The following is a 23,928-nucleotide window of genomic DNA, read 5'->3' as shown; positions in this document are numbered from 1 at the left end:
CAACGCGTCGAATTCGACGCAAGCCTTCGCCGCCGACTCAGGCCAAGGCATCGGCCGCCCGCCACGCTCAGAACGTCGACCAGTCGCCGTCAGCCGCCGCCGCGACTGCAACCGGCTTCTGCCCGCTCGAAGGCTTCGGCACGCGCGGCGTCGTCCCGCTCTTTTCGGCGAGTGCGGGTCGCGGCGTCTGAGGAGCGCGATGACTGATTGGCTTGACGGCGAGCGTCTGACCGGTGCGAAACACGCCTACGGCGGCGGTCAGTTGCTTCGCCTGATCCTCCATCGAACCTGCCGCGGCCGCTGCCTCTTCAACGAGCGCGGCGTTCTGCTGCGTCACCTCGTCCATCTGCGAGATAGCTTGATTCACTTGCTCGATGCCACGGCTTTGCTCGTTGGATGCGGACGCGATCTCGCCCATGATGTCGGTGACTCGCTGGATCGCCGTGCCCACGCGCTTCATCGTCTCGCCTGCCTGTGCGACGAGTACGGTCCCTTCTTGGACTCTTCCGCCTGACGTTTCGATGAGATCCTTGATCTCCCTGGCGGCCGTCGATGACCGCTGCGCAAGGTTGCGCACTTCGCTCGCAACGACGGCAAAGCCGCGGCCCTGCTCGCCGGCGCGTGCTGCTTCGACTGCAGCGTTGAGCGCTAGGATGTTGGTCTGGAATGCGATGCCTTCGATAATCCCGATGATTTCGGCGATCTTTTCGGAGCTCTGCTCGATGCCATCCATCGTCTGAATCACCTGACCGATGATGGCGCTTCCCTCGTTGGCGACCGCATTCGCGTTGTCCGCCAGTCCGCTCGCTTGCTGGGCGTTCTCCGAGTTTTGCTTAACCGTCGCCGTCAGTTCCTCCATGCTCGCGGCGGTTTCTTGCAGCGATGCCGCTTGCTGCTCTGTGCGACTCGAGAGGTCGGTATTGCCAGCCGCAATCTGAACAGCGCCAGATGATACGGATTCCGAACTTGTGCGGATCGTGATAACCATGTCTTGCAGACCACGGCGCATGCTTTCGACTGCCGCGAGAAGGCTGCGGTCATCACCGTCCTTCAAGGGCGTTGGCGAACCGAGGTCTCCGCCTGCAATCTCCCGAACAACGCGCGCGGCAAACTCTGGTTCTCCGCCGAGGGCTCCCGTGACGCTGCGTATGATTTTCCACGCCAACGCAGCAATGACCAAGAGCGCTACACCTATCAAGCCGGCAGTCTGAAGCGTCGTATGCAGGATGGTGGCGCTGATATCGTCGGTGAAGAATCCGGTGCCGATCCACCAGCCCCAAGGCTTGAACTCGACAATGCCGTTCATCTTGCCTGTCATGACGCCGGTCGATGGGTGGGCGGTAACCACCATCACCACGGGGATGTGCTCCTTGGCGAGCATCTCGCGATAGAACTCTGTGTCTGGCCGTCCGTCCGGCGCCTTGCCCAGCAGGATTTTGCCGATGTTCTCCTGTTTGCGATGAACGAGCGAGGTCCCATCCGGAAGGCGGGCCCAGAAGTAACTCTGATCGGAATGATTCATCCTGTTCAAAGCGGTCTTCGTTGCGGACTGCGCTTGCTCCGTAGTCATCGCACCGGCAACTTCCTGATTGTGATAATACTCAGCGAGGTGCTCGGCCATTTTCAACAGGTTGACTATCTCCGCCTGTTTCGCATCGAGCATTGCGCGTCGCTCGCTATAGACGCTGTATCCTCCGACTGCGAGCAAAGCGATAAGCGCTGTGACGGCTAACAGTGTCAGCCGAGTAGAAACTTTCATTGCAGATTCCGTGTGCATGGTTGTGGTCGCGGCAATTCGCGGCGTCCTCCCTGCTAACGGCACTAACCGCAAGCACTTGAGTCGAGGATCGCGGCGGACATCCGGTTTTCGTCTGGCCGACCGCGGGACGCGCTGCGGACACGCTGCCGCGGTACGCGAGCGTTCCCCCGTCGGACGTGTTCAAAGGTCGACTTGACCCCTTTCAAGCAAAACTACGTCTGGTCGGCCGGTATCGTGATGCCCAACCGCCGCTTGCGAACGCGTGGGCGGCACACCGAATGCTTCGAGTCTTTCCGCCGCGACGCCGTCGTAGCGGGGCCGCGTCAGACGGGTTCGGCGCTCGAGTCAGCCTTGCGAACGCGCGAGTCGTCCGGGCCGTGCTTCGTCGGCTGCCAATGAAGGCGGCACGCAAAGGAAAAGCGTTGCCGTTTTTCGGCCGGTGACTCTGATCTTGCCGAGCGCGAAAGGACTCAGATGATGCTACGTAACAGGCGTAAATCTGCCGACACGGAAACGCATGGTGCCGAGCGCGGACTCGACCGCTTCGAGGGATTCAGCGACGCGGTTTTCGCGATCGCGCTGACCCTGCTGATCGTCGAGATCAAGGTTCCCGGATCCCCCGAGGGCACGCATGACTACAGCGACCTGGCAAGCGCCATGGCGGAGCAGTGGCGCGAATATCTCGCGCTCGTTCTCTGCTATGTCGTGATCGGAGCCTACTGGCTGCAACACCATTATTCGGGTCGCATTTATGCAAAGAGCGATCACTGGTTCGGCGTGATCAACCTCCTGTTCTTGCTGGCGATCGTCGTCATTCCTTATCCGATCCGCGTGTGGTGCTTTCACCTCGGCACGGGCTTCGAGCCCGTCGCATCAGTAACCCTCGTTGCCGGTCTTGCCCTGACCGCCTGCACCTGGATGGCGAAGTGGTTCTATGCAATGCCAGGCCGCCGGCTGATGGACGAACGGCTCGCGCCGGATTTCCTCCAGCAGATGACGCGCCGCTACGGCGCTGCGACGCTGGTTCAGATCGCTGCAGTTCCCGTCGCGATCGCGGCGTGCCGCATCGGCGTGGCCATTGCACTGCTGTCCATCGCCTTCTTTCTGCTGCCACAGCCCACGCCGCGCTACAACCCCAGAGAGGAGCCGAGCGAGGCTGAGAAATTAGGCAAGTAAAGGGGGCGCGCTGCCTCGAGCGGGATCGGCCAAATCCGGCCGTCTGCTCAATTCTCGCTCGTCATTCCAGCAGAGTTCGACGGCTGTACGGGCGCCGGCCTCGATGCTTCGCCTCAAGCCGGCGAAGCATCGAGCGCCTCGTCCTGCCGCGCCCTGTTCCACAGCACCAATTCCTCGGCTGGGATCGCCGGTGCGAACAGGAAACCTTGCAACTCATCGCAGCCGATCTTGCGCAATACCTGCGCTTGATGGCCGGTTTCCACCCCTTCGGCCACCACGCGCAAACCAAGCTCATGCCCGAGATCGACGATCGCCTTGACGATGGCAAGATCGGCAGATGCGTCGAGCATGTCTCGCACGAACGCGCGGTCGATCTTCAGACGGTCGAGCGGAAACCGGTTCAGATAGCTGAGACTCGAGTAGCCGGTGCCGAAGTCGTCGAGCGAGAGCTTGACGCCTAGCCCGCGAATGGCGTGAATGGCTTGCGCGTAGTGTTCGGCGCCATCCATGAGAACCGTCTCGGTGATTTCGAGTTCCAGGCAATGCGGCGGCACGCCATGCGCGAGCAGACTCGTGCCAAGCGCCGCAACGAGCTCCGGCTCGCGTAGCTGGAGCGCCGAAATGTTGACGGACGCGCGTATTTCGAGGCCCTCTTCGTCGCGCCAGGCGGCAAGCTGCCGGCACGCTTCCTCGATCACCCACGCGCCAATGGAAACGATGAGGCGCGTGTCCTCCGCCACCGGGATAAACACAGCCGGACCGATTTCACCCAGTACCGCGCTCTTCCAGCGCAGCAGTCCTTCGACGCTCGCGAGCGCACCGGACCGCGCTTCGAGGCACGGCTGCCACTCGAGCCGCAACTCGCCGAACTCGATAGCCGTGCGCAAACACGTTTCCAGCGTGAGCCGATGCCTCGCCTGTTCGGCCATGTCGGCCGAGAAAAACTTGACCTGATTTCGTCCGGCAGACTTGGCCTGATACATCGCGGCGTCGGCGTTCTGCATCAACGTATCGATGTCTTCGCCATCATCCGGATATAGTGCGACGCCGATGCTGCTCGCAACCTGCAGTGTCAGCCCGCTCACTTCATGCGCTTCGCGAAGCAGCGGGAGCAGCCGCTGTTCGATGCTGCGCGCCACTTCGCTCGCGTGACCGACTCCGTTGAGCAGCACCGTGAACTCGTCTCCGCCCAGGCGGCTCACGGTGTCGTGGGTGCCGACCGCATTGAGCAGGCGTCGCGACACGGACCGCAACAGGCCATCACCGATGTGATGTCCGAGCGAATCGTTGATGTTCTTGAAGCGGTCCAGATCGATGAACAGCACCGCGACGCGCTGCCGCGTTCGCTGCGCTGCTGCGATGGCAACGCCGAGTTTCGCGGCAAAGAGTGCACGGTTGGGCAGTTCGGTGAGCACGTCATGCTGCGCGAGAAACTGAATGCGCGCTTCGCTCTTCTTGCGGTCCGTGATGTCGATCAGCGTGCAGATGTAATGCGATACGGTGCCGCGCTTGTCGTGTACCGCGCTGATCATGAGCCACGCCGGATAATCACCGCCCTCGCGGCGGCTTATTTGCGCTTCGCCGTGCCAGGTGCTGCTGCGCCCGACGCGTTGCAAGAGGTTACCCAGCGGACCGTTTTCGTCTTCCTGCGCCTGCGTGTCGATGAAGGCCGGCGGCTTGCCCGCCACGTCGTCCATCCGATAACCGGTTGCGCGAAAGAACGAAGGATTCGCAGTGAGCAGACGCGCCTCGGCGTTCAGGATGACGATCGCCTCGGACGATGCCTCGAACACCTTGCCCCACAGTTCCAGCCGCTGCTCCATGAGCTTGATCTGATTGATCGGCGTGAAGGCGGTGAGAATGGCGTCGCGTCCCTGGAAGTCGAGACGGCGCGCCGACAGCATCGCCCAGCTCGGCTGCGAGGTCGCTTTCCAGTGAACTTCGAATTCGTCGATGGCTTCGCGGTCGGAAAGTTGCTGAAAGAAGCGCGCGCGGGTCGCGGAGTCGAGACCCTGAGCCCACGGGTCGGTGCTGCTCCCATTGAGCCAGAAGAGTCCAGGCGCATTGGCGTGCAATACCTCGTGGCCGGGAATGGCGGTGACGACCATCGGCACGGGCGTGGCTTCCACGAGCGCTGATTGCGCGGCCGACGCGCGGGCGGTCGCCGCCAATTCCTTCTGCACGACGCGTTCGCGATCCAGTTGCGCAAGCATTTCGTTGAAGCCGCGCACGAGTTGGCCGATCTCGTCCTGACTGTCCCAGTCGGCGCGCTTCGTGTGATCGCCGGTGCGGCGCACCACATCCATCACGCGCGCGAGTTTGCGTAGCGGCGACGAAATCTGCTGCGCGACGCAATAAACCAGTGTCAGGATGGCGCAGAGCAGGAAAAGCGCCGTGCCCAAATGCAGCCACATGCGCGAAAACAGGGCTTGCACGCGTGCATGCAGCAGGCCGTCTAGCTGCTCGCCGGTATCGCGCCAGAGGCCGTCTACGCTTTGAACGAGCGCTTGCTGCGCGCTGTCGACGATCATCAGCACAGCTGCATCCGGCGCCACGTTGTCGTCCACCACCACGCGCGCCGCACGCCTGAATGCCTCGACGGCAATGCGCATTCGATCAAACGACGGGCTGAGTGTGCGCTCGAATTGACGATTGGCAGCCCCCGCCTCGGCGTAGTCCGACCGCAAACCTTGCATGACCCCGTCGAGTTGCCCTTCGAGGACCAGATAACGCGAACGCACTTCCTCTCGCGAGCGGGCGTGAGCGCCGTCGTGCAGATGGCGCCCGATGCTGTTCACCGCGGTCAGCAGCGCGGGATAGCGCAAGATCGAGAGCGACATCGCGTAGTAGCTGTCGAGATCCGGGTCGAGAATCAGGTTCGACTGATTACCGATGCGCGTTATCAGATCGCGGGAGGCCGTCAGCGCCTGGTCCGTCGACGCGATCCCGACTTCGCGTTCGTGCGCCATCGTCTGCAGAGCGGTCCGCAGCGCGTTGCTCGGCTCCGCGCTTCCCATCTGCGCGCCGTATTGCTGCTCGGCACGAACGAGCCTGTCGATCTCGGCATCGAGTTGCGCCGCCGTCGGCGGTTTGCCCGCGCCCGCCATCGCGATGGACGTGATGCCATGTTCGACCTCGTGAACATACGCGTTGCCGACAATCTCCTTGTTCGAAAAATCGATCGCCAGATACTTTTCGTGAATCAGAATCCCGCTGATGTAGATCACCGCGCTGAGATCGAGCAGGTAGATGAGCAGCAACTTGTGCCCCACGCGCAAACGCGCGAGCAGCTTGAAGAAAGGATTCCGTTTCATGGGCGAGACGTTTGGAAACGTGCAAGAAGAGTCATGCAGGCGGGCGCTCACAGGGCAGCGAATGGCCGCCGGCGATCGTGTTCGCCCACCTATCTATTACGCCTCTTACGGCTCGCCAAAATTAACCTTTAATTAAAGTCCTAGTGCGCCGCTTTAGCCCCGAAGAAGTGCATGGCCATGCACGCGTTTAGTGCCGGAAAAGTCACGCTCAGCGCATCATCCCCGCGTGGCGAGTCTCTTCAGACCGCACTGAGCGACTCTTGCTTGTTCATCGATCTAAACCGGTTGCGATAATCGACCGGACTGATCTGCAGACGGCGCAGGAAGGTGCGGCGGAATTTGTCGGTGTCCTCGAAGCCGCATCGGTGTGCGATGACTCTCAGCGGCAAGTCCGTGGCTTCCAGGTAGCGCCGCGCGGCATCGATGCGCGCATTGGCGAGGTAAGTCATCGGCGTGATGCCGCAATCCTTGGCGAAGATGCGCGAGAGATTGCGCGCGCTCATATGCACGCGTTCCGCGAGCGACGCGACCGTATGATCCACATGCAGGTTATCCAGCATGAATTGCTGGACTTCGATAGTCTGCGAACCCGGCGAAGCCTGCGTTTCCAGCAGCGGGCTGAACTGCGACTGCCCGCCCGAGCGCCGCAGATAGACGATCAGATACTTGGCGACATCGAGCGCCATTTGCCGGCCGAAGTCGTCTTCGATCATCGCGAGCGAGAGGTCGATGCCCGCCGTGACACCGGCCGTCGTGTAGATGCTGCCGTCGCGAACGAAGATATGATCCGGCTCGATGCGCGCCTTCGGAAAAGTGCTGGCGAGCCGGGGCACGTCCATCCAGTGAGTCGTCACCAGTTTGTTGTCGAGCAGCCCCGCCGAGCCGAGGGCGAACAACCCGTTGCAGATAGCGGACACGCGGCGGCACTGCCGATGCTGCGCGCGCAGCCAGTTGCTCAGCGCCGGATCGTCGAAGGCGTCGAAGATGCCGAGCCCGCCCGGCACGATGATGGTGTCGAACTCCGGGCACGGATCGAAGATCGTACGATCCGGCACGGTAGTCAGGCCGCTCGACGATTGCACCGTGCCCCGCGTCGTGCCGACCATCATCATTTCGTACTCGCACTCGCCTGAACTCAGCACCTTGACTTCGGCGAACGCATCCTTCGGCCCGGCGATGTCGAGCAGCTGAAATCCAGGAAAGACGAGCATTCCGACCTTGATGCGTTTCATCGCGGATATCCGGATCCTCTGAGAACAGACTTGCTCATGGGCATGCCTCGACGCACGCGCGCAGCGCCGGGCAACGCCATGCGCTCCGCCGCCACGCCGAACGCAGCGCCGATGACCGTCCAGATGATCGCCTGCATGCCGATCGACGCCACCCGGAATTGCCACAGCAACGCGGCGGGAAACTCGGCGGGCACTTCGTCGATAGCCGGCAACAGCGCGAGCATCGCGGCGGCCATGATCGCGAAAGCCAGCAGACCGGCGAGCGTCGCGTTGGCATCGCCCCATTTGCGCGACAGGGCTTGGCGCAAAGCTATCGACAGCAGTGTAATGGCGACGGAAATCCCCATGCATAAAAAATAAAGCGCGGTGCGCACGCCGATGGTTTCCGCCGCGCCCACCGAAGGCGGATTCGCCGGATATTTCAGCGCCGGCAGCACCACCAGGGCGGCGAAAGCCGCGAGCGCAAGCCATGCTGCAAGCGGCCGCGCGCCCATGCTTCCCGCGCGTCCCCACGCATAGGCGAAGCACAACGCGAAGAGCCCACCGAATGCAGCGCCGTACGCGAGTACGCCCGTCAGCAAGCCCACGCCCGCTTGCATTTCACGACTGACGATTTCAGGCTCGGGCGCATCGCCGGCGTGAGCGTGCTCGTGCGCTTCATGGGCCTCAAAAGCGATCGCGCGTTCGACTTGCGGCTCGCCCGCCACCCGCGCGAAGCAGAACGCCAGCAGTCCCGCGATGAGGCCCGCGAGCATGCCGCGCATCAACAGTTTGCCGACCATCGTCGTCTCCTCGTCAGTGGCAGGGGAAGCCCAACAGATGGCGTCCGTCATGCACGAACTCGTGAATGGCGGTGCCCTGAAAGACCGCGGTAGCACCCTGCTCCGCGCCGACGAAATACAGCGCCAGCAGCATCAGCAATCCGCCGAAGATCGTCCACGGCAGCAGTTCGCGCAGTGGAATCGGTTCGAACGTGTCAGTGGAATGCAGGACAGCTTGATTCATGAAGTACCTCCAAAAGAGTCGGAAAAATGTTAACGGCTGCGCGCCGCGACGATCGCTTCGATCTCCCGGCGCGACAGCACGCCGCTCGTCTCGACCACGTTCAGCAGCGCTTCGAGAAAACGTTCGTAGTAGTCCCAGCGCGGCTGATTCGCGCATTCGATTGCTTCCCACTTCGCGATGGACGCGATCAGGCTCTGGCGAAAGTCCTCCCACTCGAAACATCCCGCCTTCGATAGCGAGAGCGCGAGGCCGAACACATCGCGCTCCCAGCGATTGGTGAACAGCAGCTTGCCGTCGAGACGCGGCGGAGAATCTGGTGCGCCGAGCATCGACGCGGCAGCGTATTCTTCGAAACGCGTGAACATGGCACGCTCCTCAGGCTGCGGGCGCTTCGACGAGTGCGACGCCCATCATCGACTCGGGCGTAACGAGCGCGGCGAGTTCTTCCTCACTCAGATGCTCCGTGTTCGCGGGGCGCTCGGGCACCACGAACCAGCGAATCTGCGCGCTGCTGTCCCACACCTTCACCTCCTTCGTGGCAGGCACCTGTACGCCGAATTCCTGCAGGACGGCGCGCGGTTCGCGCACGCCGCGCGCGCGAAATACAGGGTCCTTATACCAATACGGCGGCAGGCCGAGCACCGGCCACGGATAACACGAACACAGCGTGCAGATGATGAGGTTATGCACGTTCGCGTCGTTTGCGACCGCCGCCATATGCTCGCCTTCCGCGCCCGCCATGCCGAGCGGAAGCGAGAGTTCGGCGATCGCCTTCGGCGTGTCTTCGACGAGACGTCTCGCGTAGTCCGGATCGACCCATGCGCGCGCGACGATCTTCGCGCCGTTGAACGGGCCGGCCATCGTCTCGAAGTGCTTGAGCACGACATCGACGGAGTCGGTGGCAATCACGCCTTTTTCGATCAGCAAGGCTTCCAGCGCACGCACTTTGGCGGCGCTCGATGCTTCGCGGTCGCCGGAAAATTCGAAGAGTTGGCTCATGGGTTCGCTCGGGGTTGGCTTATGTTCGAGTTCAATCGGCGGCCTGCACGTAGGCTTCGTACAGGTCGGCGTAAATGGTCGTGTTCGGCTCGCTTTTGCCGGCGCCCCAGATCGACGCGGCGTCGAAGGCAACGCGATACACAGGCATCGGCGCGCCGATACCGTCCACGCCCGTCGAGACGAAATAGGAGAACGCGCCGGGATAGACGAGATCCACCACGCCGGTCTTGTTGCGCAAATACCCCGGCAAGCGCGTGTGGTCCACCGCTTCGGGATCGGCGATACGCACGGCATCGCCCGCTCGAAAGCGCGCCGCGCCGTCGAGCGCGTGATAGCCCGAGTCGCCGTGCTGCAAATAGGCGTCGATCTGCGCCGCGAGTTCGGCATTGGGGCGATCGGGTAAAGGCGCGTCCGGGTGCGCGCTGTAGTGGGCGGTTTTCTCAGCGAGTTCCTCCGCCGACACATACCCCTGATCGACAAAAAACTGCGCAATGCCGCCGAGCCATTTCTCGTAGTAGCGATACTTGAAGTACTCGAACGGCTGCATGTCTTCGGCGCCGGTGCGCAGCGAGGCCCAGGTCCAGTTGCTCTTGAAGGCGGTGGGCAGCGTATCGACTGGATAGCGATGCGGCGTGTCCGACAGATGCGCGCTCTCCGCCATCATCACCGTATGAATGCCGAAGATGCGCTTCTCCCACGGCTCGACGAATACGCGCTTTTCAGTGCTGACCGGCCCCAGATTTTCGATGCCGCCGAGATGATGTTGCAGCTTCATGTTGTGCTCCGCTTGAATGGAAACGGTCTTATCCGAGCCGATGCTCGCGTCTGAATTGCAGGGCTTCGCCGACCACTTCCGAGACGAAGCCGAACACTGCGCCGGTAACGAGCGCGGCGGCCGCGACCAGCGCAGGATTGCCGATGCCGGCCGTGGTGATCGCCTTGCCCGTTGCGACCATCGTGCCGACCGTCGAGGCGAAGCCCCAGACGATCGCGGGCAACACATCGAGCAATTTGATCTTCGACGCCTGAACCATCGCCGCGCTGCCGATGCCAACCAGCACGGCCACCGCGATCGCGCCGCCGCTCGTCGTCGCAATGCAGAGCAAGGTAAGCGAAGCGATGACGAGTCCCGTGAGATTCGACGCCACGCTCTTGACGAAGCCCGCGCGCCCGCCGCCGAGCACGAAGAACGACGCCCACGCGATGAACGTCACCCAAACCGGAACCGGAAAGATCGTGCCGGTGAGCCATGTATCGACGACCGCCAATACGCCGATGCTCACCGTGTATGCCTCTGGCTTTTTCATGCGTAGCTCCTTGAAGAAGAAATGAATGAAGGCTTCAGTTCATGCAACTCAGAAGGCCGTCGCGCATTCGCGCGGCGTCGATGTCGCGGCCGATCATCACGAAACGGCTCTCTCGTGTTTCGTCGCGCATCCACGCACGGCCGAACGTGGTGTCGAGCAACATATGCACGCTATGGAAATGCAGGCGTCGCGGTTCGTCGTGCATGTTGAGCACGCCTTTCATGCGCAGAAGTTGTGTGCCTTGCGTTTGCACGAGCTGATTGATCCAGCGGTTGAAACGCGTCGCATCGATGCCGCCGGGCACCACGATCGCGCATGATGCAATGCTGTCGTCGTGTTCGTGATCGTGGCCGTCTTCGTCGAGCAGATTCGGCTCGATGGCGAGCAGGTTGTCGACCGAAAAGCTCCGCGTGCCGAAAAGCGCATGGGCGTCGATCCTCGAACGCTGCGCGTACTCGATGCGTGCAGTGGGATTGAGCCGGCGAATCCCGGCGACGAGCGCATCGATGGCATCGGTCGAAACGAGATCGGTCTTGTTGATGACGATGCGGTCCGCGAACACCACTTGCTCCCGCGCGATGTCGTCATGTAGCTGGGATTGCGCGTGCATTGCATCGACCACGGCGACGACCGATTCCAGTTCCACGCGCTCGCGCACGTCGGGATCGGCGAGAAAGGTCTGCAGCACCGGCGCGGGATCGGCGAGGCCCGACGTTTCGATGATGAGACGCGCGAGGCGATCGCCGAAGCGCATCAACATGTCGCGCACGCTGGCGACGAGATCGGTGCGGACCGTGCAGCAGACGCAGCCGTTGTTGATCTCGATCACGGCGCGTTCATCGGCGACGATCAACTGCCCGTCGATACCGACTTCGCCGAATTCGTTCACGACGATGCCGATCTGCATCGGCCGCGTGGATTCGAGCAGGTGATTCACGAGCGTGGTCTTGCCGGCTCCAAGGAAACCGGTAATGACAGTGGCAGGCACTTTGGCGGGTCGCATGAGGGTTATCCTTCGCGTGCGTCGATTAGGAACGCCTACCCTTTAGCGGCTTCCGTTCCGATTTCCCGCGCTTGGCCGCCATCGGGCGATACTTGGCGCGGCGTGCATGAGCGCATGTCCGTTCTGTTCCGAAGCGACACGGACGGACAAAAACGCACGTAAGGCGACGAAACACATTGGTGCGCGACGCGCATCGCCGAAGTGCAGGCGATGCCCTCTTCTCGCCCGCCGATACGAACGGACGCGACCCGGCATTCCCTTGGCGAGGGTTTCGTGAACGTTATGGATGGATGGACAGGCCGCTCGCCTCAGTCAGGCAAGCGACGCGCGCGTGCGCGCGGATTGACAGGCTATGGATCGATGTCTTGATTCGCGTCGATCAACGCTTCTTGTAGTTCTTGAACACTTCCTTGCGGATCGAACCGTGTACGCCCCAATTCGCGTCGACCACCTGCGTCACGCCGAAGTCCGCCGCTACCGACATCAGCGCAATGGCTTCGTCTTCGCTCAAGCCGTGCACCGTCATCAGAAAGCGGCGCAGCTTGCGAAAGGCATCGCGCATGGCTTTGTCGAGGCTCGCATGCTGCGCCACTTCCACTTGCGCGTTCGTCCCGAGTTCGGCCAGATAGTTGGGGAACGTGAAGCCGTACACCGACCATTGCTGATCCGTTTCGAGCAGCGGATGCGTGAGCCCTTCGAGGAGCGTGCCTTCGAGATCCGCTTTCTTGTGCAGGATGAATTCGAAGTCCCCCGTCAACGATGTTTCGATAGCGGTGCCGCCCAGTTCGCTGTCGCCCTGCGCGGCATGCGGGTCGCCCACCGAGAAAAGCGCGCCTTCGACCGCCACCGGGTAATACATGGTCGCGCCCCGGCCGATGCGCCAGTCGTCGATGTTGCCGCCCGTGTAGCTCGGCGGAATCGAACTGACATAGTCCGCTTCGGCGGGCGCGACGCCCATGGTGCCGAAATGCAGTCGCGCCGGCACGCGGATATCCGGCAAGATGTTTTCGCGCTTCGTCACGAGCCGGTGATCCACCTGCACGCCGGGATAATCGATCGTCGCGTGCACGATGCCATCCGGGTCGGTCTGCGGCGTCCACACATAGTTGTAGACCGCGCGCGCATACGGCTCGCCGGAAGTATCGAGTTCGAAGATGGTCACCACTTCGCGCGGCTTCGGCTCCTCGATCAGATCGTGATACTGAAAGCCCCACGACGCGGCCACGTTCGAGCCGAAGCACTTGCCTGCATGACACGCGCTGCAACTCGGCCGCGGCCTGACGTCGAGGATGCGCACTTCGAGCACGTCCCCGGGTTCGGCGCCTTCGATTGCCACCGGACCGGTGAGCAGATGCACGCCCACGCCTTCGCCAGCGCCGAGGCGGAACGGTCCTTCGGTCGGACCCGCGCCGCGCCGCGAAACGGCCTTGTGCTCGCGCGTCCATTCGAACACGCTCTGCGCGCCCGGATCGCCCGCGATCATGCGCTCGTGGTCGTCGTTCGCGTGATGCGTCAGCGTTTCGATGGTGGCGCGGTCGCCCGACTCGAGCGTGAGGCGCGGTTCTACCCGTTTGCTGAAGTATCCCCAATGCACGGTGGATGATGAAACGGGCAGCGTGTAATGCTTCATTGATTCGTCCTCGGCGAGTGGCTGTGTTATCGATGCGATTCAGTGCACGGTTTCGAGCGTGCTCCCCGCGCCCATCACGTTGAGAAAGCGCGCCGTCAACGGATGATGCGGCCGCGTCAAGACCTGATGCGCGGGTCCGTCCTCCACGACGCTGCCGCCGCTCAGGAACACGACGCGGTCGGCCACTTCATCGGCGAAGCGCAACTGATGCGTCGAAATGATCATCGTCAGGCCATCGTCGAGCGCGAGGCGGCGGATCACTTCGAGCACTTCGCCCACGAGTTCCGGATCGAGCGCGGAAGTCGGCTCGTCGAGCAGCAGCACGCGCGGATTCGGCGCGAGCGCACGCGCAATCGCCACGCGTTGTTGCTGGCCGCCCGACAGATGACGCGGCAACGCATCGGCGCGATGCGCGAGGCCCACGCGTTCGAGCAGGGCATCCGCGCGTCGGTTGGCATCGGCGAGCGTCGCGCCGTGCACCCAGACGAGCGGCAATGCAATGTTCTCGCGCGCCGTCAGATGGCCGAAAAGATTGAACTGCTGGAACACCATGGCGACGCCGAGACTCGCGCGCTCCTTCGCAAGCTCGCGCGGATTCATGCGCCGCCCGTCATCGCGAAAGCCCAGGCGCCGTCCGCCCACGCGTATCTCGCCTTGTTCCCACTGTTCCAGATGATTGATGCAGCGAAGCAGCGTGCTCTTGCCCGAGCCGCTCGGTCCGAGCAACGCGACGACTTCGCCCGAGCGGATGTCGAGATCGAAGCCATTGAGCACCGGCTGCTCGCCGTAGCGCTTGTGTACGCCATTGATCTGCACGGCGGTGCCGTTGCGAGACAGCGCGTCGTAGCGGCGTGCGCGGTCGCCGGGTGTGACGCGAGCCGGGACGAAGACCGGCGGCAGATCGGTCGGGCCTGCGGGCTTCGTCGATACGGGCGTGCTCCGGCGTCGTCCCCAGAAGCCGCCGCGCGAGCTGGCGCGGTCCAGATCGAGCGCGCGTTCGATCATCAGCTGAATGGCGGCGATCGCGCCCGTCAGACACAAATACAAGAGACCCGACGCAAAGAAGATCGAAAAGAAGTCGAACGTCGACGAAGCAAGCTGCGTGCTGCGCAAGGTCAGCTCGCCCACCGAGATGACCGAAGCCAGCGAAGAGTTCTTCAACGCGCTGACGGTTTCGTTTCCGAGCGCGGGAATCATCGAGCGAAGGGCCTGCGGCGCGATGATCCGGCGCATCAGCACGGAAGGCGTCATGCCGAGCGCCTGCCCCGCGAGCGTCTGTCCGCGATCCACGCCGAGCACGCCCGAGCGGAATATCTCCGCGATGAACGGCGCTTCGTTCGCGGCGAGCGCGAGGCCCGCCGCGCCGATGGCGCTCAGCTTGATGCCGATATGCGGCAGGGCGTCGTAGGCGAACACGAGTTGCAGAATCAGCGGCGTGCCGCGAAAAATCACCGTATAGCCGCGCGCGATGGCCGCGAGCGGTCCGATTCGGCTCAGTTGCATGGCGGCAAGGACGAGTCCCAGCACGAGCCCGCCCGCGAGTCCGAGCAAGGTGACGGTGATCGTGAAGCGGATGCCGTCGAGCAGATAAGGCAGGCCGAGATAGTGAAGGAACAGGTCCATATGCCGATGCTTCCGCGCTTACTTGGCAACGACGAGTTGCGGTGTCGCGAGATTCTCGACGCCGAGGCCCCACTTCTTCAGCAGTTCGGACTGCGCGCCGCTCTTCTGAATGGCGACGAGCGCGGCCATCACGGCATCGCGGAAATCGGGTTTGTCCTTCGGCACGCCGATGCCCACGAAGTACGGCAAGGTCACGGCGGTCGCTTTCTCCAGCTTGTCCGGATACGCCTTCACCGCCTGGTCGACCGTGTTCACGTCGTTGATGTACGTATCCGCGCGGCCCGCGAGAATGGCCTGGATGCAGTTGGCGTTGTTGTCGTAGAGCTGCACGGTGGCTTCGGGCTTGCCGGCCGCCTTGCATTGCGGCGCCAGTGCCTGAATCAGCGGCACTTCCACATAGCCCGTGTTTTCGGCGGCTGTCGTGCCGCACATCGACGTGTTGATGCCGGTGATCTTCTTCGGGTTGCCCTTGGCGACGAGTACGCCGTCGAACACCTTGGAGTACGTGATGAAGTCGGCGGCCTTGGCGCGCTCCTCGGTCGCGTAGATATCGGAGATGACGATATCGGCCTGACCGCTCTGCAAGGTCGTGAGCAGCGCGGCGAAGGTCACGGGCTTGTAGGCCATCGTGAAGCCGAGGCATTGCGCGATCAACTCGCCCAGATCGATATCGAAGCCGATGTACTTGCTCGGATCGTTCGGGTCGAGCGCTTCATAGCCCGGCGTATGCGGATTGATCGCATTGGTGAGTGTCTTGCCCTTGAACTGCGGGTACTTCGCCTGCAACGCGCTGCATTCGGCGGGCGCGGCGGCGTGCGCCTGTCCCGCGAAGGCGAACAACACCGCGCACAGCGCGCCAAGTCCTGCGCGAGATAAACGGCCCACGAGATTCCTTTGCATCGATACGCTCCTGACGGCTGATGACGATTGACTTGCGATGCCCAGAGCGTAGGCGACCGAAATCCCGCGAACTTGACTGGCTGCGCACAACTGCTGGTATTGACGTGCACGCTCGTCCAAGAACGCATGAGGCCGCGCGTCGGGTGATGCGCGCAAGTGCAGACGTGCGCCGCGATGGCGCATGTATGCACTGTCTTCGATACGCGATGCACCCGCCGCCGTCAGCATCGCGATGGCGCGAAGGTTGCTTTTGAAAAGCGCTTGCTGCTTCGCCTATCGTGGAGTTTTCGTTGAATCTGTCGCGCTTCACCACCGAGTCGTATCCCGAGTTCGAGCGCCGGCATGAATGGAACGCGGCGCTCGCACGTCTCGGATGGCGCGGCAAGATCGAAGGCGGCGAACGCGGTTTGCACGGCACGCTGACATCGCGCGTATCGGCGGGCGGGATCGAGTTCACGACCATCGCCTCGGCCGCGCAGACGCTGCAGATGAGCGCGGATCACGCGGACAGTCTCATGCTCGTGCTGCTGATCGATGGCGACGCCACGCTCGTCGCCGATGGTCTGCGCGAGCGCGTGAGCCCGCATGACATCGTCTATGCCGCGCCGGGCCAGAGCGCGTCGCTGGTTTTCGCGGGACGCTTTCGCGCGTTCATCGTGCGGGCGCCCAGGAGCGCCATCAACGCGCGTCTCATTTCGCCGCTCTCGCTGCGCGTGGCCTTGTTGCCGGGCGCGACGGGCATCGGCCACATCTTCTCGGGCTTTCTGCGTTCGGTCGTGGAAAGCCTCGAAACGCTGAGCGCGGAGGAGTTGCGTCCCACCGAACTCGCGCTCGCCGAAATGCTCGTGGCCTGTCTCGCCGGACAGGAACGCAAAGGTTCGTTCAACGGGCTGACGCCGCCGCAGTCGGCGTTGTTCGCGCGACTGTGCCGCTTCATCGAAACGCATCTCGCCGATTCGACCCTGAGCGTGGCCTCGCTCGCCAAAGACGAACGCGTGTCGCCGCGTTACGTGCAGAAGCTGTTCGAACTCGCCGGACAGAGTTTCTCGACGTATGTGCGCTCGCGCCGCCTCGAACGCTGCCGCGCGGAACTGGCCGATCCGCTCTCGGAGAAAGTCTCCATATCCGACATCTGCTTTCGCTGGGGCTTCAACGATCCGGCGCACTTCAGCCGCGTATTCCGCGAGCGTTATGGCGCATCGCCGCGCACGTTCCGGCACGAAGCGAACCTGGAACTCGCGCGCCATCTCGTGCATTCGCTATCGCGCGGGCTGCCGGTGAACGCCGCGAGTCTGATCGCGCAGGCGCGCAGTGAAGAGACGGGCGACACGCTCGTCGCCGTGCGCGACGAAAGCGATGCCGTGCAAGCGCGGCCTGCGCGGACGGGCGGCAGGCCGCGGCATCATTTGCTGCGCGCAACGGCGAACACGGTGCACTGGGGCTATTTCAGCCACGATCTCAAGCCCGTGCTCGAAGTCGCGAGCGGCGATACGGTGACGGTCGAAGCGCTCACGCAGCATGCGTCGGATGACTGGGACCGCATGATCGAAGGCGATCCCGGCGCGGAGAGCGTGTTCCACTGGACAGCCGAACGCAAGAACGTGGACCGTCGCGGCGCGGGCCCGATGAACGCCTCCATCTATGGACGCGGCGCGGGCGAAGGCTTCGGCGTGCATATCTGCACCGGGCCGATTGCGGTGACAGGCGCGGAACCGGGCGATGTCCTGGAAGTGCGCATCGTCGATATTCATCCTCGCCGCTGCAGGAACCCGAAGTTCCACGGCCGCGCGTTCGGCAGCAACGTCGCGGCGTGGTGGGGCTTTCATTATCGCGAGCTGCTCACCGAACCGAAGCCGCGCGAAGTCGTGACCATCTACGAGATCCACACGGACGAAGCGCGCGACGACAGCGCCTATGCGCGCGCCGTCTACAACTACCGCTGGACGCCGCAGCGCGATCCTTTCGGCGTGCTGCATCCGATCATCGATTATCCGGGCGTGCCGGTGGATCACGCGAGCGTCGTCGAGAATCACGACGTGCTGAAGAACGTGACCATTCCCGTGCGACCGCACTTCGGCGTGATCGGCGTGGCGCCGCAGCAGAACGGTCTGATCGATTCGATTCCGCCTTCGGCCTTCGGCGGCAATCTCGACAACTGGCGCGTCGGTCCGGGTGCGAGCGTGTTTCTGCCGGTCGGCGTGGCCGGGGCGCTCTTGTCGATCGGCGACCCGCACGCGTCGCAGGGCGATTCCGAGTTGTGCGGCACGGCCATCGAATGCTCGCTCACCGGCGACTTCGAACTGATCCTGCACAAGAAGCACACGCTTGCCTCGCAGTCGTTCGCGGACCTCACGTATCCGCTCGTCGAAACCGCCGATGAATGGGTGCTGCACGGCTTCAGCCATCCCGACTATCTGGCCGAGTTCGGCACCAGCGCGCAAAGCGAGGTCTATCAGAAGTCCACGCTGGATCAGGCCATGCGCGATGCCTTCATCAAGACGCGGCGGTTTCTGATGTCCACCAAGGGACTCACCGAAGACGAAGCCATCTCGCTGATGTCGGTGGCGGTGGACTTCGGCGTCACGCAAGTCGTCGATGGCAACTGGGGCGTGCACGCGATCATCCGCAAGGCGCTGTTCACGGATTGAGCGCGGTCCCGCGCTTCGTGCAGGCCGGGCTTCTGCCCGCGTTCATCTGACCTCGACACGGTTACGCCCCGCCGCCTTCGCGTGATACAACGCCCGGTCCGCGCGCCGCATGAGCGCATCCACGTCGCGCTCGCCGGGCTCGCGTGTCACCACGCCGATGCTCACGGTGAAAGGAATCGCCTTGACGCGCCAGACATGCTCGACATCCTGCCGCTCCAGACGCTGGCGCAAGGCGTCCGCGATCCGCGGCGCGGCACTCGCGTCCGCGCCCGGCAGCGCCGCGACGAACTCCTCGCCGCCCCAGCGCGCGAACAGCATGGATTCGAGCGGGATCGACTTTCCGACATTCGCGAGCACGCGCAGCACTTCATCGCCGATATCGTGGCCGTAGTTATCGTTGATCGCCTTGAAGAAATCGATGTCGAGAATGAAGACGGACAGGATCTCGTCGGTCGCGAGCAGCTTTTCGACGAAGTCGATGAACTCGCGTCGGTTCGGCAGACCGGTGAGCGCATCGGTGACGGCCTGTTGCTTCAGCAGTTCCATGAGCCGCGCGCGCTCGGTGATGTCGCGAATGACCGCGGTGAACTCGACCACGCCGCCCACGTCGATCTTGGAGATGGCGATTTCCACCGGAATGATGGTGCCGTCGCGATGCCGCCCGAAAACGCTGTTGCTTTCGTCCATGCGCGGCGCGGTCATCGCGCGCAGGTTCGTCATCGGCGAATTCGCGAACTGCCGCACGTTGTCCGCGTGATGCGCACGCGCGCGCTCCGGCAGCAACATCTCGATGCGCCTCCCGAGCGCTTCTGCCGATGTATAGCCGAACAGATTCTCGGCGGCCCGATTGAACAGCGTGATCTCGTGCCGCTCGTCGATGCTCACGATCGCGTCGTACGCCGAGTCCACGACCGCGCGAAAGCGCGACGCGTCGAATTCGACTTCGCGCGGGAGCGGCTTCTTCGGCGTATCGTCGATGCACGAAATCATGACTTCGTGCACGGCTTCGAGCGCGCCCGGCCCCCTGAGCGGTTCGAGCGCGAGACGCCACGAACGCGCGCCGTCGATGAATCGATGCGTGTGCGTCTGGCCGTCGAAGCACGCCTTCAACTTTTCGATGAGGATCGGATGCGCCTCGGCCGGCATCATGGCATCGACCGCGAGGGGAAGCGCGGGCGTGTCCGCTCGCGAGGCGTCCGTCATGCGCATGAACGCGTCGTTGCAGGTCCTGACGATCAGACCGCCGCGCGCATCGCGGCCCACGATAGCCACGCCGATCGTTGCGCCTTCCGTAATCTCCCGCGATGTGTTGGGCAACCCCGACATACTCCTATCCTGCCGCGCCGTCGTCCGGCACCGATAATCATCCACTTGCGTCGCTGACGCCACCATGCGTTTGTTATCGGCAGCGTGGGCAAAGGCTTGAGGGCGAAGCGTCCGAGCGCGATTCACCGCAGCGCAGCTTGTTGCGGCCGGCTCGAAGACGAACGCAACGGCGAGACCCTCGTATCAGCGCATCGTCTGACGCTCCTACCCGTCGATCAACGCCGCCAATTCCTCCGGAGCGCCGGAGGGAAACGATGCTTTGAGGTGATTCAGGAAAGCGGACACGCGCGCGCTCAGAAAGCGCCTTGAAGGGTAAAGCGCCCACAGCGCGATGTCGGACCCGTCCAGCTCGCCCCACTGTGAAAGTCGACCGGCGGCGATATCGCGGCTGACGAGCGACAGCGGCAGGCACGCGATCCCAACGCCAAGCCGGACCGTGTCGCGCACCATGACGAGCGATGACAGTGTGGCGAATGGCTCGACGAATATGCGCTTTCTCCCCTCGGCGCCGGTGACATCCCAGAACGACGTTTGATCGGCCGCTCCACGGATGACTGCCGGCACGCGCGCTTTTCCCTCGGGCGGCTCCAGTCCGGGCTTCGCCACGACGACGAGCCGGTCGTGCAGGATGATCCGTCCAACCAGATTCTCGTCGGGAGCCGGGTTGACCCGTATAACCAGGTCATAACCTTCTTCGATCATGTCGACCGGGCGATCTTCCGTCGTGACTTCCAATCGAACCTCCGGCCACTTCAGCGCGAACGAGGCGACCAGTTTTCCCATGGCGATTTGCGAGAAAAGCGCGGGTGCGCTGATTCGCAAGCGGCCGCGAGGCTGCTCGCTGCTCGATGCTATCGCTGCGGCACTGGCGCTGAGCTCGGCGAGAAGCGCACCGGTGCGCTCATAGAGCGCCAGTCCTTCCTGCGTGAGCTTTACGCCTCGCGGTCCCCGTTCGAGAAGCCGGATTTGAAGGTCGCTTTCGAGTTCGCTCACCCTTCGCGAAAGCGTCGCCTTCGGACGACCCGCGGCGCGAGCCGCCTCGCCGAAGCTTCCGTAACGAGCGACGAGGTTGAAATCAGCAAGTGCAAGAAGATCCATTCGCGCTATTCCAGCGTTCCATTGGTGAGACACGTCGTCTCTTTATAGCATCTTCCGGACCAGATTTGGATCACGTACCTTTGAGCCATCCCAACCACGCTCAAGGAGCAACACCATGACTATTCTCGTTACCGGCGCCACCGGCCGTGTCGGCCGCCAGGTCGTCGACCAGCTCGTGCGTCGCAATGCCGACGTGCGCGTACTCGTGCGGGATCCGTCGAAGGCCGACTTTCCCAGCGCCGTGAGTGTCGTGCAGGGCGAAATGCTCGACATCGACTCACTTCGCCGCGCGTTCGCCGGCGTGCGCACATTGTTCTTGCTCAACGCAGTCTCGGGCGATGAATTCACGCAGGCGCTGATCGCGCTGAATATCGCCCGCGAGTCCGGCGTCGAACGCGTCGTGTATCTGTCGGTGATGCACGCAGAACGCTTCGTCAATGTGCCGCATTTCGCCGTCAAGTCCGGTGCGGAGCATATGATCGAGGCGATGGGCTTCAGCGCCAGTATCCTGCGGCCCGCGTACTTCATGGATAACGAACTGATGATCAAGGACGCGATCATCGAGCACGGCGTCTACCCGATGCCTATCGGAACGAAGGGCGTCGCAATGGTGAACACCCGCGACATTGCGGAGGTCGCGGCCCTCGAACTGATCCGTCGGGACGAGGCGGCCGCTCACCTTCCACTGGAGGTCATCAACCTTGTCGGGCCTGACACGCTGACCGGCCCCCAACTCGCCGCCATCTGGACCGACGTGCTCGGTCGTCCCGTTGGCTACGGTGGCGACGACCCGACTGGCTTCGAGCAGAATCTGGCGAGCTTCATGCCAAAGTGGATGGCGTACGAGATGCGCCTGATGGCCGAGCGTTACGTCAGCGACGGGATGGTGCCCGAACTCGGCGATGCCGAGCGCCTTGTCGGCATTTTGGGCCGTCCCCTGCACGCCTATCGCGACTTCGCCGCCGATCTGGCAGAGGGGCAATCGCAGCGCACCATTTGATTGCCGTGAAAAGCCCGCTCGCTCAGTCCAGTTGACGAATCGACCGTTCGACGCGAATGCCGTGCCGCTTCATCTTTGCGTAGAGCGCGGGCTTCGACACTTGCAGGAGCTTCGCGCAATGCGTCACATTGAGGTGGCACGCCTTCAACGCACTTTCGATGGCGAGGCGCTCCGCCTCCTTCAGCGACACCGGCTCGCCATGATGCTCGGCCGACCCATCGCGCGCCGGCGAAACCGATGCGCCGCCCAAAAACGCCGATACATCCGCGACAGGCTCGCCTTCGTTGAAGTTGACGATCTTCTCGACGAGATTCTCGATTTCGCGCACATTGCCCGGCCAGTCATGCGCTTCTAGTTGCCGCAGTGCCCGCTCCGCGATTTCGGGCCTCGGCTTGTGCATGCGCGCGCAATATCGATCGAGGAAGAACGCGGCCATCGCGCGAATGTCCTCGCGACGCTCCCGCAGCGGCGCGATCATGATCTCGATGACATTGCAGCGATAGTACAGATCCTCGCGAAACGTCTTCGCGAGCACCATCGAAGCGAGATCGCGATTGCTCGCGCAGATGATGCGCACGTCGACGGGAATGCCGCGCGTGTCGCCGATGCGCGTGACTTCGCGCTCCTGCAGCACGCGCAAGAGTTTCGCCTGCACGTCGATGGGCAACTCCGAGATTTCGTCGAGGAACACCGTGCCGCCGTCCGCCGATTCGAACTTGCCCGGACGGCCTTCCCGCGCCGCCCCGGTAAAGCTGCCGGGCGCGTGGCCGAAGAGCTCGCTTTCGATCAGCGCATGGGGCAGCGCCGCGCAATTGATCGCGATGAACGGCAGCGCGGCGCGCGCGCTCGCATTGTGGATCGCCTGCGCGAACACTTCCTTGCCGACGCCGCTTTCGCCGGACAACAACACGTTCGACGCGCCGCGCGCCGCCTTCTTCGCTGCATCGACCGCGCGCTTGAGGCCCGCGTTGGAGCCGATCACGTTGTCGAAGGTAAAGCGTGCGTGATTGCCCGCGTAGCGCCCCGCCATCTTGCGCACGCGCCGCATCTCGCGAAACGTGTTCACCACCGACACGACTTCGCCGCAACGATTCTTGATCGGGATAGCGGTATCGAGCAGGTGCAAGTGGCGCGCGGGCGAATCGATGATGAGCTCGCGATCGACGTAACCCACACCTGTCCGATAGATCGGCCCGACGATCGGCTCGAAATCGATCACTTCGTTGAGCGTCTTGCCGATGCTCGTCCGCGGATCGATGCCCAGAATGCGTCCCGCGACCGAATTGACGTGGCGCAACACTTGGCCCTGTCCGATGACCATCAGCCCATCGCCGATATGATCGATGATCGCGCGCTGTTCCTCGACGAGCGTGTCGTAGGCGGCCAGGTCGAACGCGCTTTGCAGCAGCACGTCGAGCGTCGCGCCGAGCAGCGTGATCCAGGGCGCGGGGGTCGCTTCATTCGTCGCTTCATTCGCCGCTTCATTCGCCGCTTCATCCGCCGCTTCATTCGCCGCCTTCCGCCAGCGCAACGCGACGAGAAAAACCCGGCGGCCATGCGCATCGACACGCAGCGCGAACGCCTGCGCGATCGATGCATCGGCGTCCTGCAGCGCCAGCGTCACGCAGCGGCCGTCCGATGAGACGGTGGCGGCTTCGGCGAGCGCGGCGAGCCCCGCCGAAGGACAGCGCGCGAGGAAGGCATCGAGCGCGGCGTCGCCAATGTGCGCGAGCGGTTCGAGCACATGGCCACTGCGATCGAGCGTGAAGATGCACGCGCCGGCCTCGCGCGCGGCCAGGCGGCGCGCATCGCGCCATCTGGGCGACGCGAGCGCGCTCTCGAGTGTGGCGATGCTGGGATCGAGCGCGACGGTGGCCATATCTACCTGCGATGCGGTGGGTCAACGGC

19 protein-coding genes are annotated in these 23,928 nt (G+C 63.3%); 3 read left to right on the top strand and 16 right to left on the bottom strand.

Annotation, left to right across the window (positions count from 1 at the left end; translation table 11 throughout):
- Positions 1–67: 67 nt before the first annotated feature.
- The gene (locus NCR93_RS30855; RefSeq protein ID WP_175982130.1) at positions 68–1,759 is read right to left on the bottom strand and encodes a methyl-accepting chemotaxis protein; all 1,692 of its coding nucleotides are present in this window, start codon (positions 1,757–1,759) and stop codon (positions 68–70) included.
- Positions 1,760–2,233: 474 nt separating this feature from the next.
- On the opposite strand from NCR93_RS30855, the gene NCR93_RS30850 reads away from it, so the two are divergent.
- Positions 2,234–2,935 carry a TMEM175 family protein gene (locus NCR93_RS30850; protein ID WP_008345595.1) on the top strand — a complete coding sequence of 234 codons (702 nt, stop codon included), beginning with the start codon at positions 2,234–2,236 and terminating at the stop codon, positions 2,933–2,935.
- A gap of 113 nt (positions 2,936–3,048) precedes the next feature.
- On the opposite strand, the gene NCR93_RS30845 is transcribed toward NCR93_RS30850, so the two are convergent.
- From NCR93_RS30845 to NCR93_RS30790, 12 genes are all read right to left on the bottom strand, one after another.
- Complete coding sequence (locus NCR93_RS30845) at positions 3,049–6,249, bottom strand: bifunctional diguanylate cyclase/phosphodiesterase (protein ID WP_175982131.1); 3,201 nt, start codon at positions 6,247–6,249, stop codon at positions 3,049–3,051.
- A 239-nt stretch (positions 6,250–6,488) separates the two neighbouring features.
- Positions 6,489–7,481 (bottom strand): GlxA family transcriptional regulator, encoded by a 993-nt coding sequence (locus NCR93_RS30840; protein ID WP_008345598.1) that lies wholly within the window; start codon positions 7,479–7,481, stop codon positions 6,489–6,491.
- Positions 7,478–8,263, bottom strand: a complete 786-nt coding sequence (locus NCR93_RS30835; RefSeq protein WP_175982132.1) for a CbtA family protein — start codon at positions 8,261–8,263, stop codon at positions 7,478–7,480. Before NCR93_RS30835 ends, NCR93_RS30840 begins: the two co-directional genes overlap by 4 nt.
- 13 nt (positions 8,264–8,276) lie before the next feature.
- Entirely contained in the window at positions 8,277–8,486 is a 210-nt protein-coding gene (locus NCR93_RS30830; protein ID WP_008345603.1) for a CbtB domain-containing protein, read from the bottom strand.
- 29 nt (positions 8,487–8,515) lie between these two features.
- Positions 8,516–8,851, bottom strand: a complete 336-nt coding sequence (locus NCR93_RS30825) for a nitrile hydratase accessory protein (RefSeq protein ID WP_061119069.1) — start codon at positions 8,849–8,851, stop codon at positions 8,516–8,518.
- A gap of 10 nt (positions 8,852–8,861) precedes the next feature.
- Positions 8,862–9,485: a nitrile hydratase subunit alpha gene (nthA, locus tag NCR93_RS30820; RefSeq protein WP_008345607.1), complete on the bottom strand. Its 624-nt coding sequence runs from the start codon at positions 9,483–9,485 to the stop codon at positions 8,862–8,864.
- Positions 9,486–9,516: 31 nt separating this feature from the next.
- Entirely contained in the window at positions 9,517–10,260 is a 744-nt protein-coding gene (gene nthB, locus NCR93_RS30815; protein ID WP_175982133.1) for a nitrile hydratase subunit beta, read from the bottom strand.
- A gap of 28 nt (positions 10,261–10,288) precedes the next feature.
- The gene (locus NCR93_RS30810) at positions 10,289–10,792 is read right to left on the bottom strand and encodes a DUF1097 domain-containing protein (RefSeq protein ID WP_008345611.1); all 504 of its coding nucleotides are present in this window, start codon (positions 10,790–10,792) and stop codon (positions 10,289–10,291) included.
- Positions 10,793–10,826: 34 nt separating this feature from the next.
- Entirely contained in the window at positions 10,827–11,795 is a 969-nt protein-coding gene (locus NCR93_RS30805; RefSeq protein WP_175982134.1) for a CobW family GTP-binding protein, read from the bottom strand.
- Positions 11,796–12,174: 379 nt separating this feature from the next.
- On the bottom strand, positions 12,175–13,425 hold the full coding sequence (locus tag NCR93_RS30800) for an acetamidase/formamidase family protein (protein WP_175982135.1): 1,251 nt from the start codon (positions 13,423–13,425) through the stop codon (positions 12,175–12,177).
- Between the two features lie 39 nt (positions 13,426–13,464).
- Positions 13,465–15,048, bottom strand: coding sequence for an amino acid ABC transporter permease/ATP-binding protein (locus tag NCR93_RS30795; RefSeq protein ID WP_175982136.1), 1,584 nt, complete (start codon positions 15,046–15,048; stop codon positions 13,465–13,467).
- Positions 15,049–15,066: 18 nt separating this feature from the next.
- Positions 15,067–15,948, bottom strand: coding sequence for an ABC transporter substrate-binding protein (locus NCR93_RS30790; protein WP_175982137.1), 882 nt, complete (start codon positions 15,946–15,948; stop codon positions 15,067–15,069).
- A gap of 290 nt (positions 15,949–16,238) precedes the next feature.
- Between NCR93_RS30790 and NCR93_RS30785 the strand changes: the two genes are divergently transcribed.
- Entirely contained in the window at positions 16,239–18,596 is a 2,358-nt protein-coding gene (locus NCR93_RS30785) for an acetamidase/formamidase family protein (RefSeq protein WP_175982138.1), read from the top strand.
- 42 nt (positions 18,597–18,638) lie between these two features.
- On the opposite strand, the gene NCR93_RS30780 is transcribed toward NCR93_RS30785, so the two are convergent.
- Together NCR93_RS30780 and NCR93_RS30775 are read right to left on the bottom strand one after the other, a co-directional pair.
- Positions 18,639–19,922: a sensor domain-containing diguanylate cyclase gene (locus NCR93_RS30780; RefSeq protein WP_175982139.1), complete on the bottom strand. Its 1,284-nt coding sequence runs from the start codon at positions 19,920–19,922 to the stop codon at positions 18,639–18,641.
- A gap of 204 nt (positions 19,923–20,126) precedes the next feature.
- On the bottom strand, positions 20,127–21,020 hold the full coding sequence (locus NCR93_RS30775; protein WP_175982140.1) for a LysR family transcriptional regulator: 894 nt from the start codon (positions 21,018–21,020) through the stop codon (positions 20,127–20,129).
- A 115-nt stretch (positions 21,021–21,135) separates the two neighbouring features.
- Here NCR93_RS30775 and NCR93_RS30770 point away from each other — a divergent pair, with 115 nt between their 5' ends.
- Positions 21,136–22,020, top strand: coding sequence for an SDR family oxidoreductase (locus NCR93_RS30770; protein ID WP_175982141.1), 885 nt, complete (start codon positions 21,136–21,138; stop codon positions 22,018–22,020).
- A 22-nt stretch (positions 22,021–22,042) separates the two neighbouring features.
- On the opposite strand, the gene NCR93_RS30765 is transcribed toward NCR93_RS30770, so the two are convergent.
- A complete protein-coding gene (locus NCR93_RS30765; protein WP_175982142.1) occupies positions 22,043–23,899 on the bottom strand; it encodes a sigma-54 interaction domain-containing protein in 1,857 nt (618 codons plus the stop codon).
- Positions 23,900–23,928 lie beyond the last annotated feature (29 nt).

The sequence above is a fragment of the Caballeronia sp. ATUFL_F1_KS39 genome (assembly GCF_023630985.1).
Classification (GTDB): Bacteria; Pseudomonadota; Gammaproteobacteria; order Burkholderiales; family Burkholderiaceae; genus Caballeronia; species Caballeronia zhejiangensis.
The sequence above is the reverse complement of the archived record's forward strand: the minus strand, read 5'-3'. Positions and strand labels throughout refer to the sequence as shown.

Excerpts from the sequence above, each read along its gene's own strand:
- NCR93_RS30770 (WP_175982141.1), top strand. The coding sequence starts at position 21,136 with ATGACTATTCTCGTTACCGGCGCCACCGGCCGTGTCGGCCGCCAGGTC.
- nthA (WP_008345607.1), bottom strand. The coding sequence starts at position 9,485 with ATGAGCCAACTCTTCGAATTTTCCGGCGACCGCGAAGCATCGAGCGCC.
- NCR93_RS30810 (WP_008345611.1), bottom strand. The coding sequence starts at position 10,792 with ATGAAAAAGCCAGAGGCATACACGGTGAGCATCGGCGTATTGGCGGTC.
- NCR93_RS30780 (WP_175982139.1), bottom strand. The coding sequence starts at position 19,922 with ATGTCGGGGTTGCCCAACACATCGCGGGAGATTACGGAAGGCGCAACG.
- NCR93_RS30855 (WP_175982130.1), bottom strand. The coding sequence starts at position 1,759 with ATGAAAGTTTCTACTCGGCTGACACTGTTAGCCGTCACAGCGCTTATC.
- NCR93_RS30845 (WP_175982131.1), bottom strand. The coding sequence starts at position 6,249 with ATGAAACGGAATCCTTTCTTCAAGCTGCTCGCGCGTTTGCGCGTGGGG.
- NCR93_RS30840 (WP_008345598.1), bottom strand. The coding sequence starts at position 7,481 with ATGAAACGCATCAAGGTCGGAATGCTCGTCTTTCCTGGATTTCAGCTG.
- nthB (WP_175982133.1), bottom strand. The coding sequence starts at position 10,260 with ATGAAGCTGCAACATCATCTCGGCGGCATCGAAAATCTGGGGCCGGTC.
- NCR93_RS30795 (WP_175982136.1), bottom strand. The coding sequence starts at position 15,048 with ATGGACCTGTTCCTTCACTATCTCGGCCTGCCTTATCTGCTCGACGGC.
- NCR93_RS30825 (WP_061119069.1), bottom strand. The coding sequence starts at position 8,851 with ATGTTCACGCGTTTCGAAGAATACGCTGCCGCGTCGATGCTCGGCGCA.
- NCR93_RS30835 (WP_175982132.1), bottom strand. The coding sequence starts at position 8,263 with ATGGTCGGCAAACTGTTGATGCGCGGCATGCTCGCGGGCCTCATCGCG.
- NCR93_RS30830 (WP_008345603.1), bottom strand. The coding sequence starts at position 8,486 with ATGAATCAAGCTGTCCTGCATTCCACTGACACGTTCGAACCGATTCCA.
- NCR93_RS30790 (WP_175982137.1), bottom strand. The coding sequence starts at position 15,948 with ATGCAAAGGAATCTCGTGGGCCGTTTATCTCGCGCAGGACTTGGCGCG.
- NCR93_RS30775 (WP_175982140.1), bottom strand. The coding sequence starts at position 21,020 with ATGGATCTTCTTGCACTTGCTGATTTCAACCTCGTCGCTCGTTACGGA.
- NCR93_RS30850 (WP_008345595.1), top strand. The coding sequence starts at position 2,234 with ATGATGCTACGTAACAGGCGTAAATCTGCCGACACGGAAACGCATGGT.
- NCR93_RS30805 (WP_175982134.1), bottom strand. The coding sequence starts at position 11,795 with ATGCGACCCGCCAAAGTGCCTGCCACTGTCATTACCGGTTTCCTTGGA.
- NCR93_RS30800 (WP_175982135.1), bottom strand. The coding sequence starts at position 13,425 with ATGAAGCATTACACGCTGCCCGTTTCATCATCCACCGTGCATTGGGGA.
- NCR93_RS30765 (WP_175982142.1), bottom strand. The coding sequence starts at position 23,899 with ATGGCCACCGTCGCGCTCGATCCCAGCATCGCCACACTCGAGAGCGCG.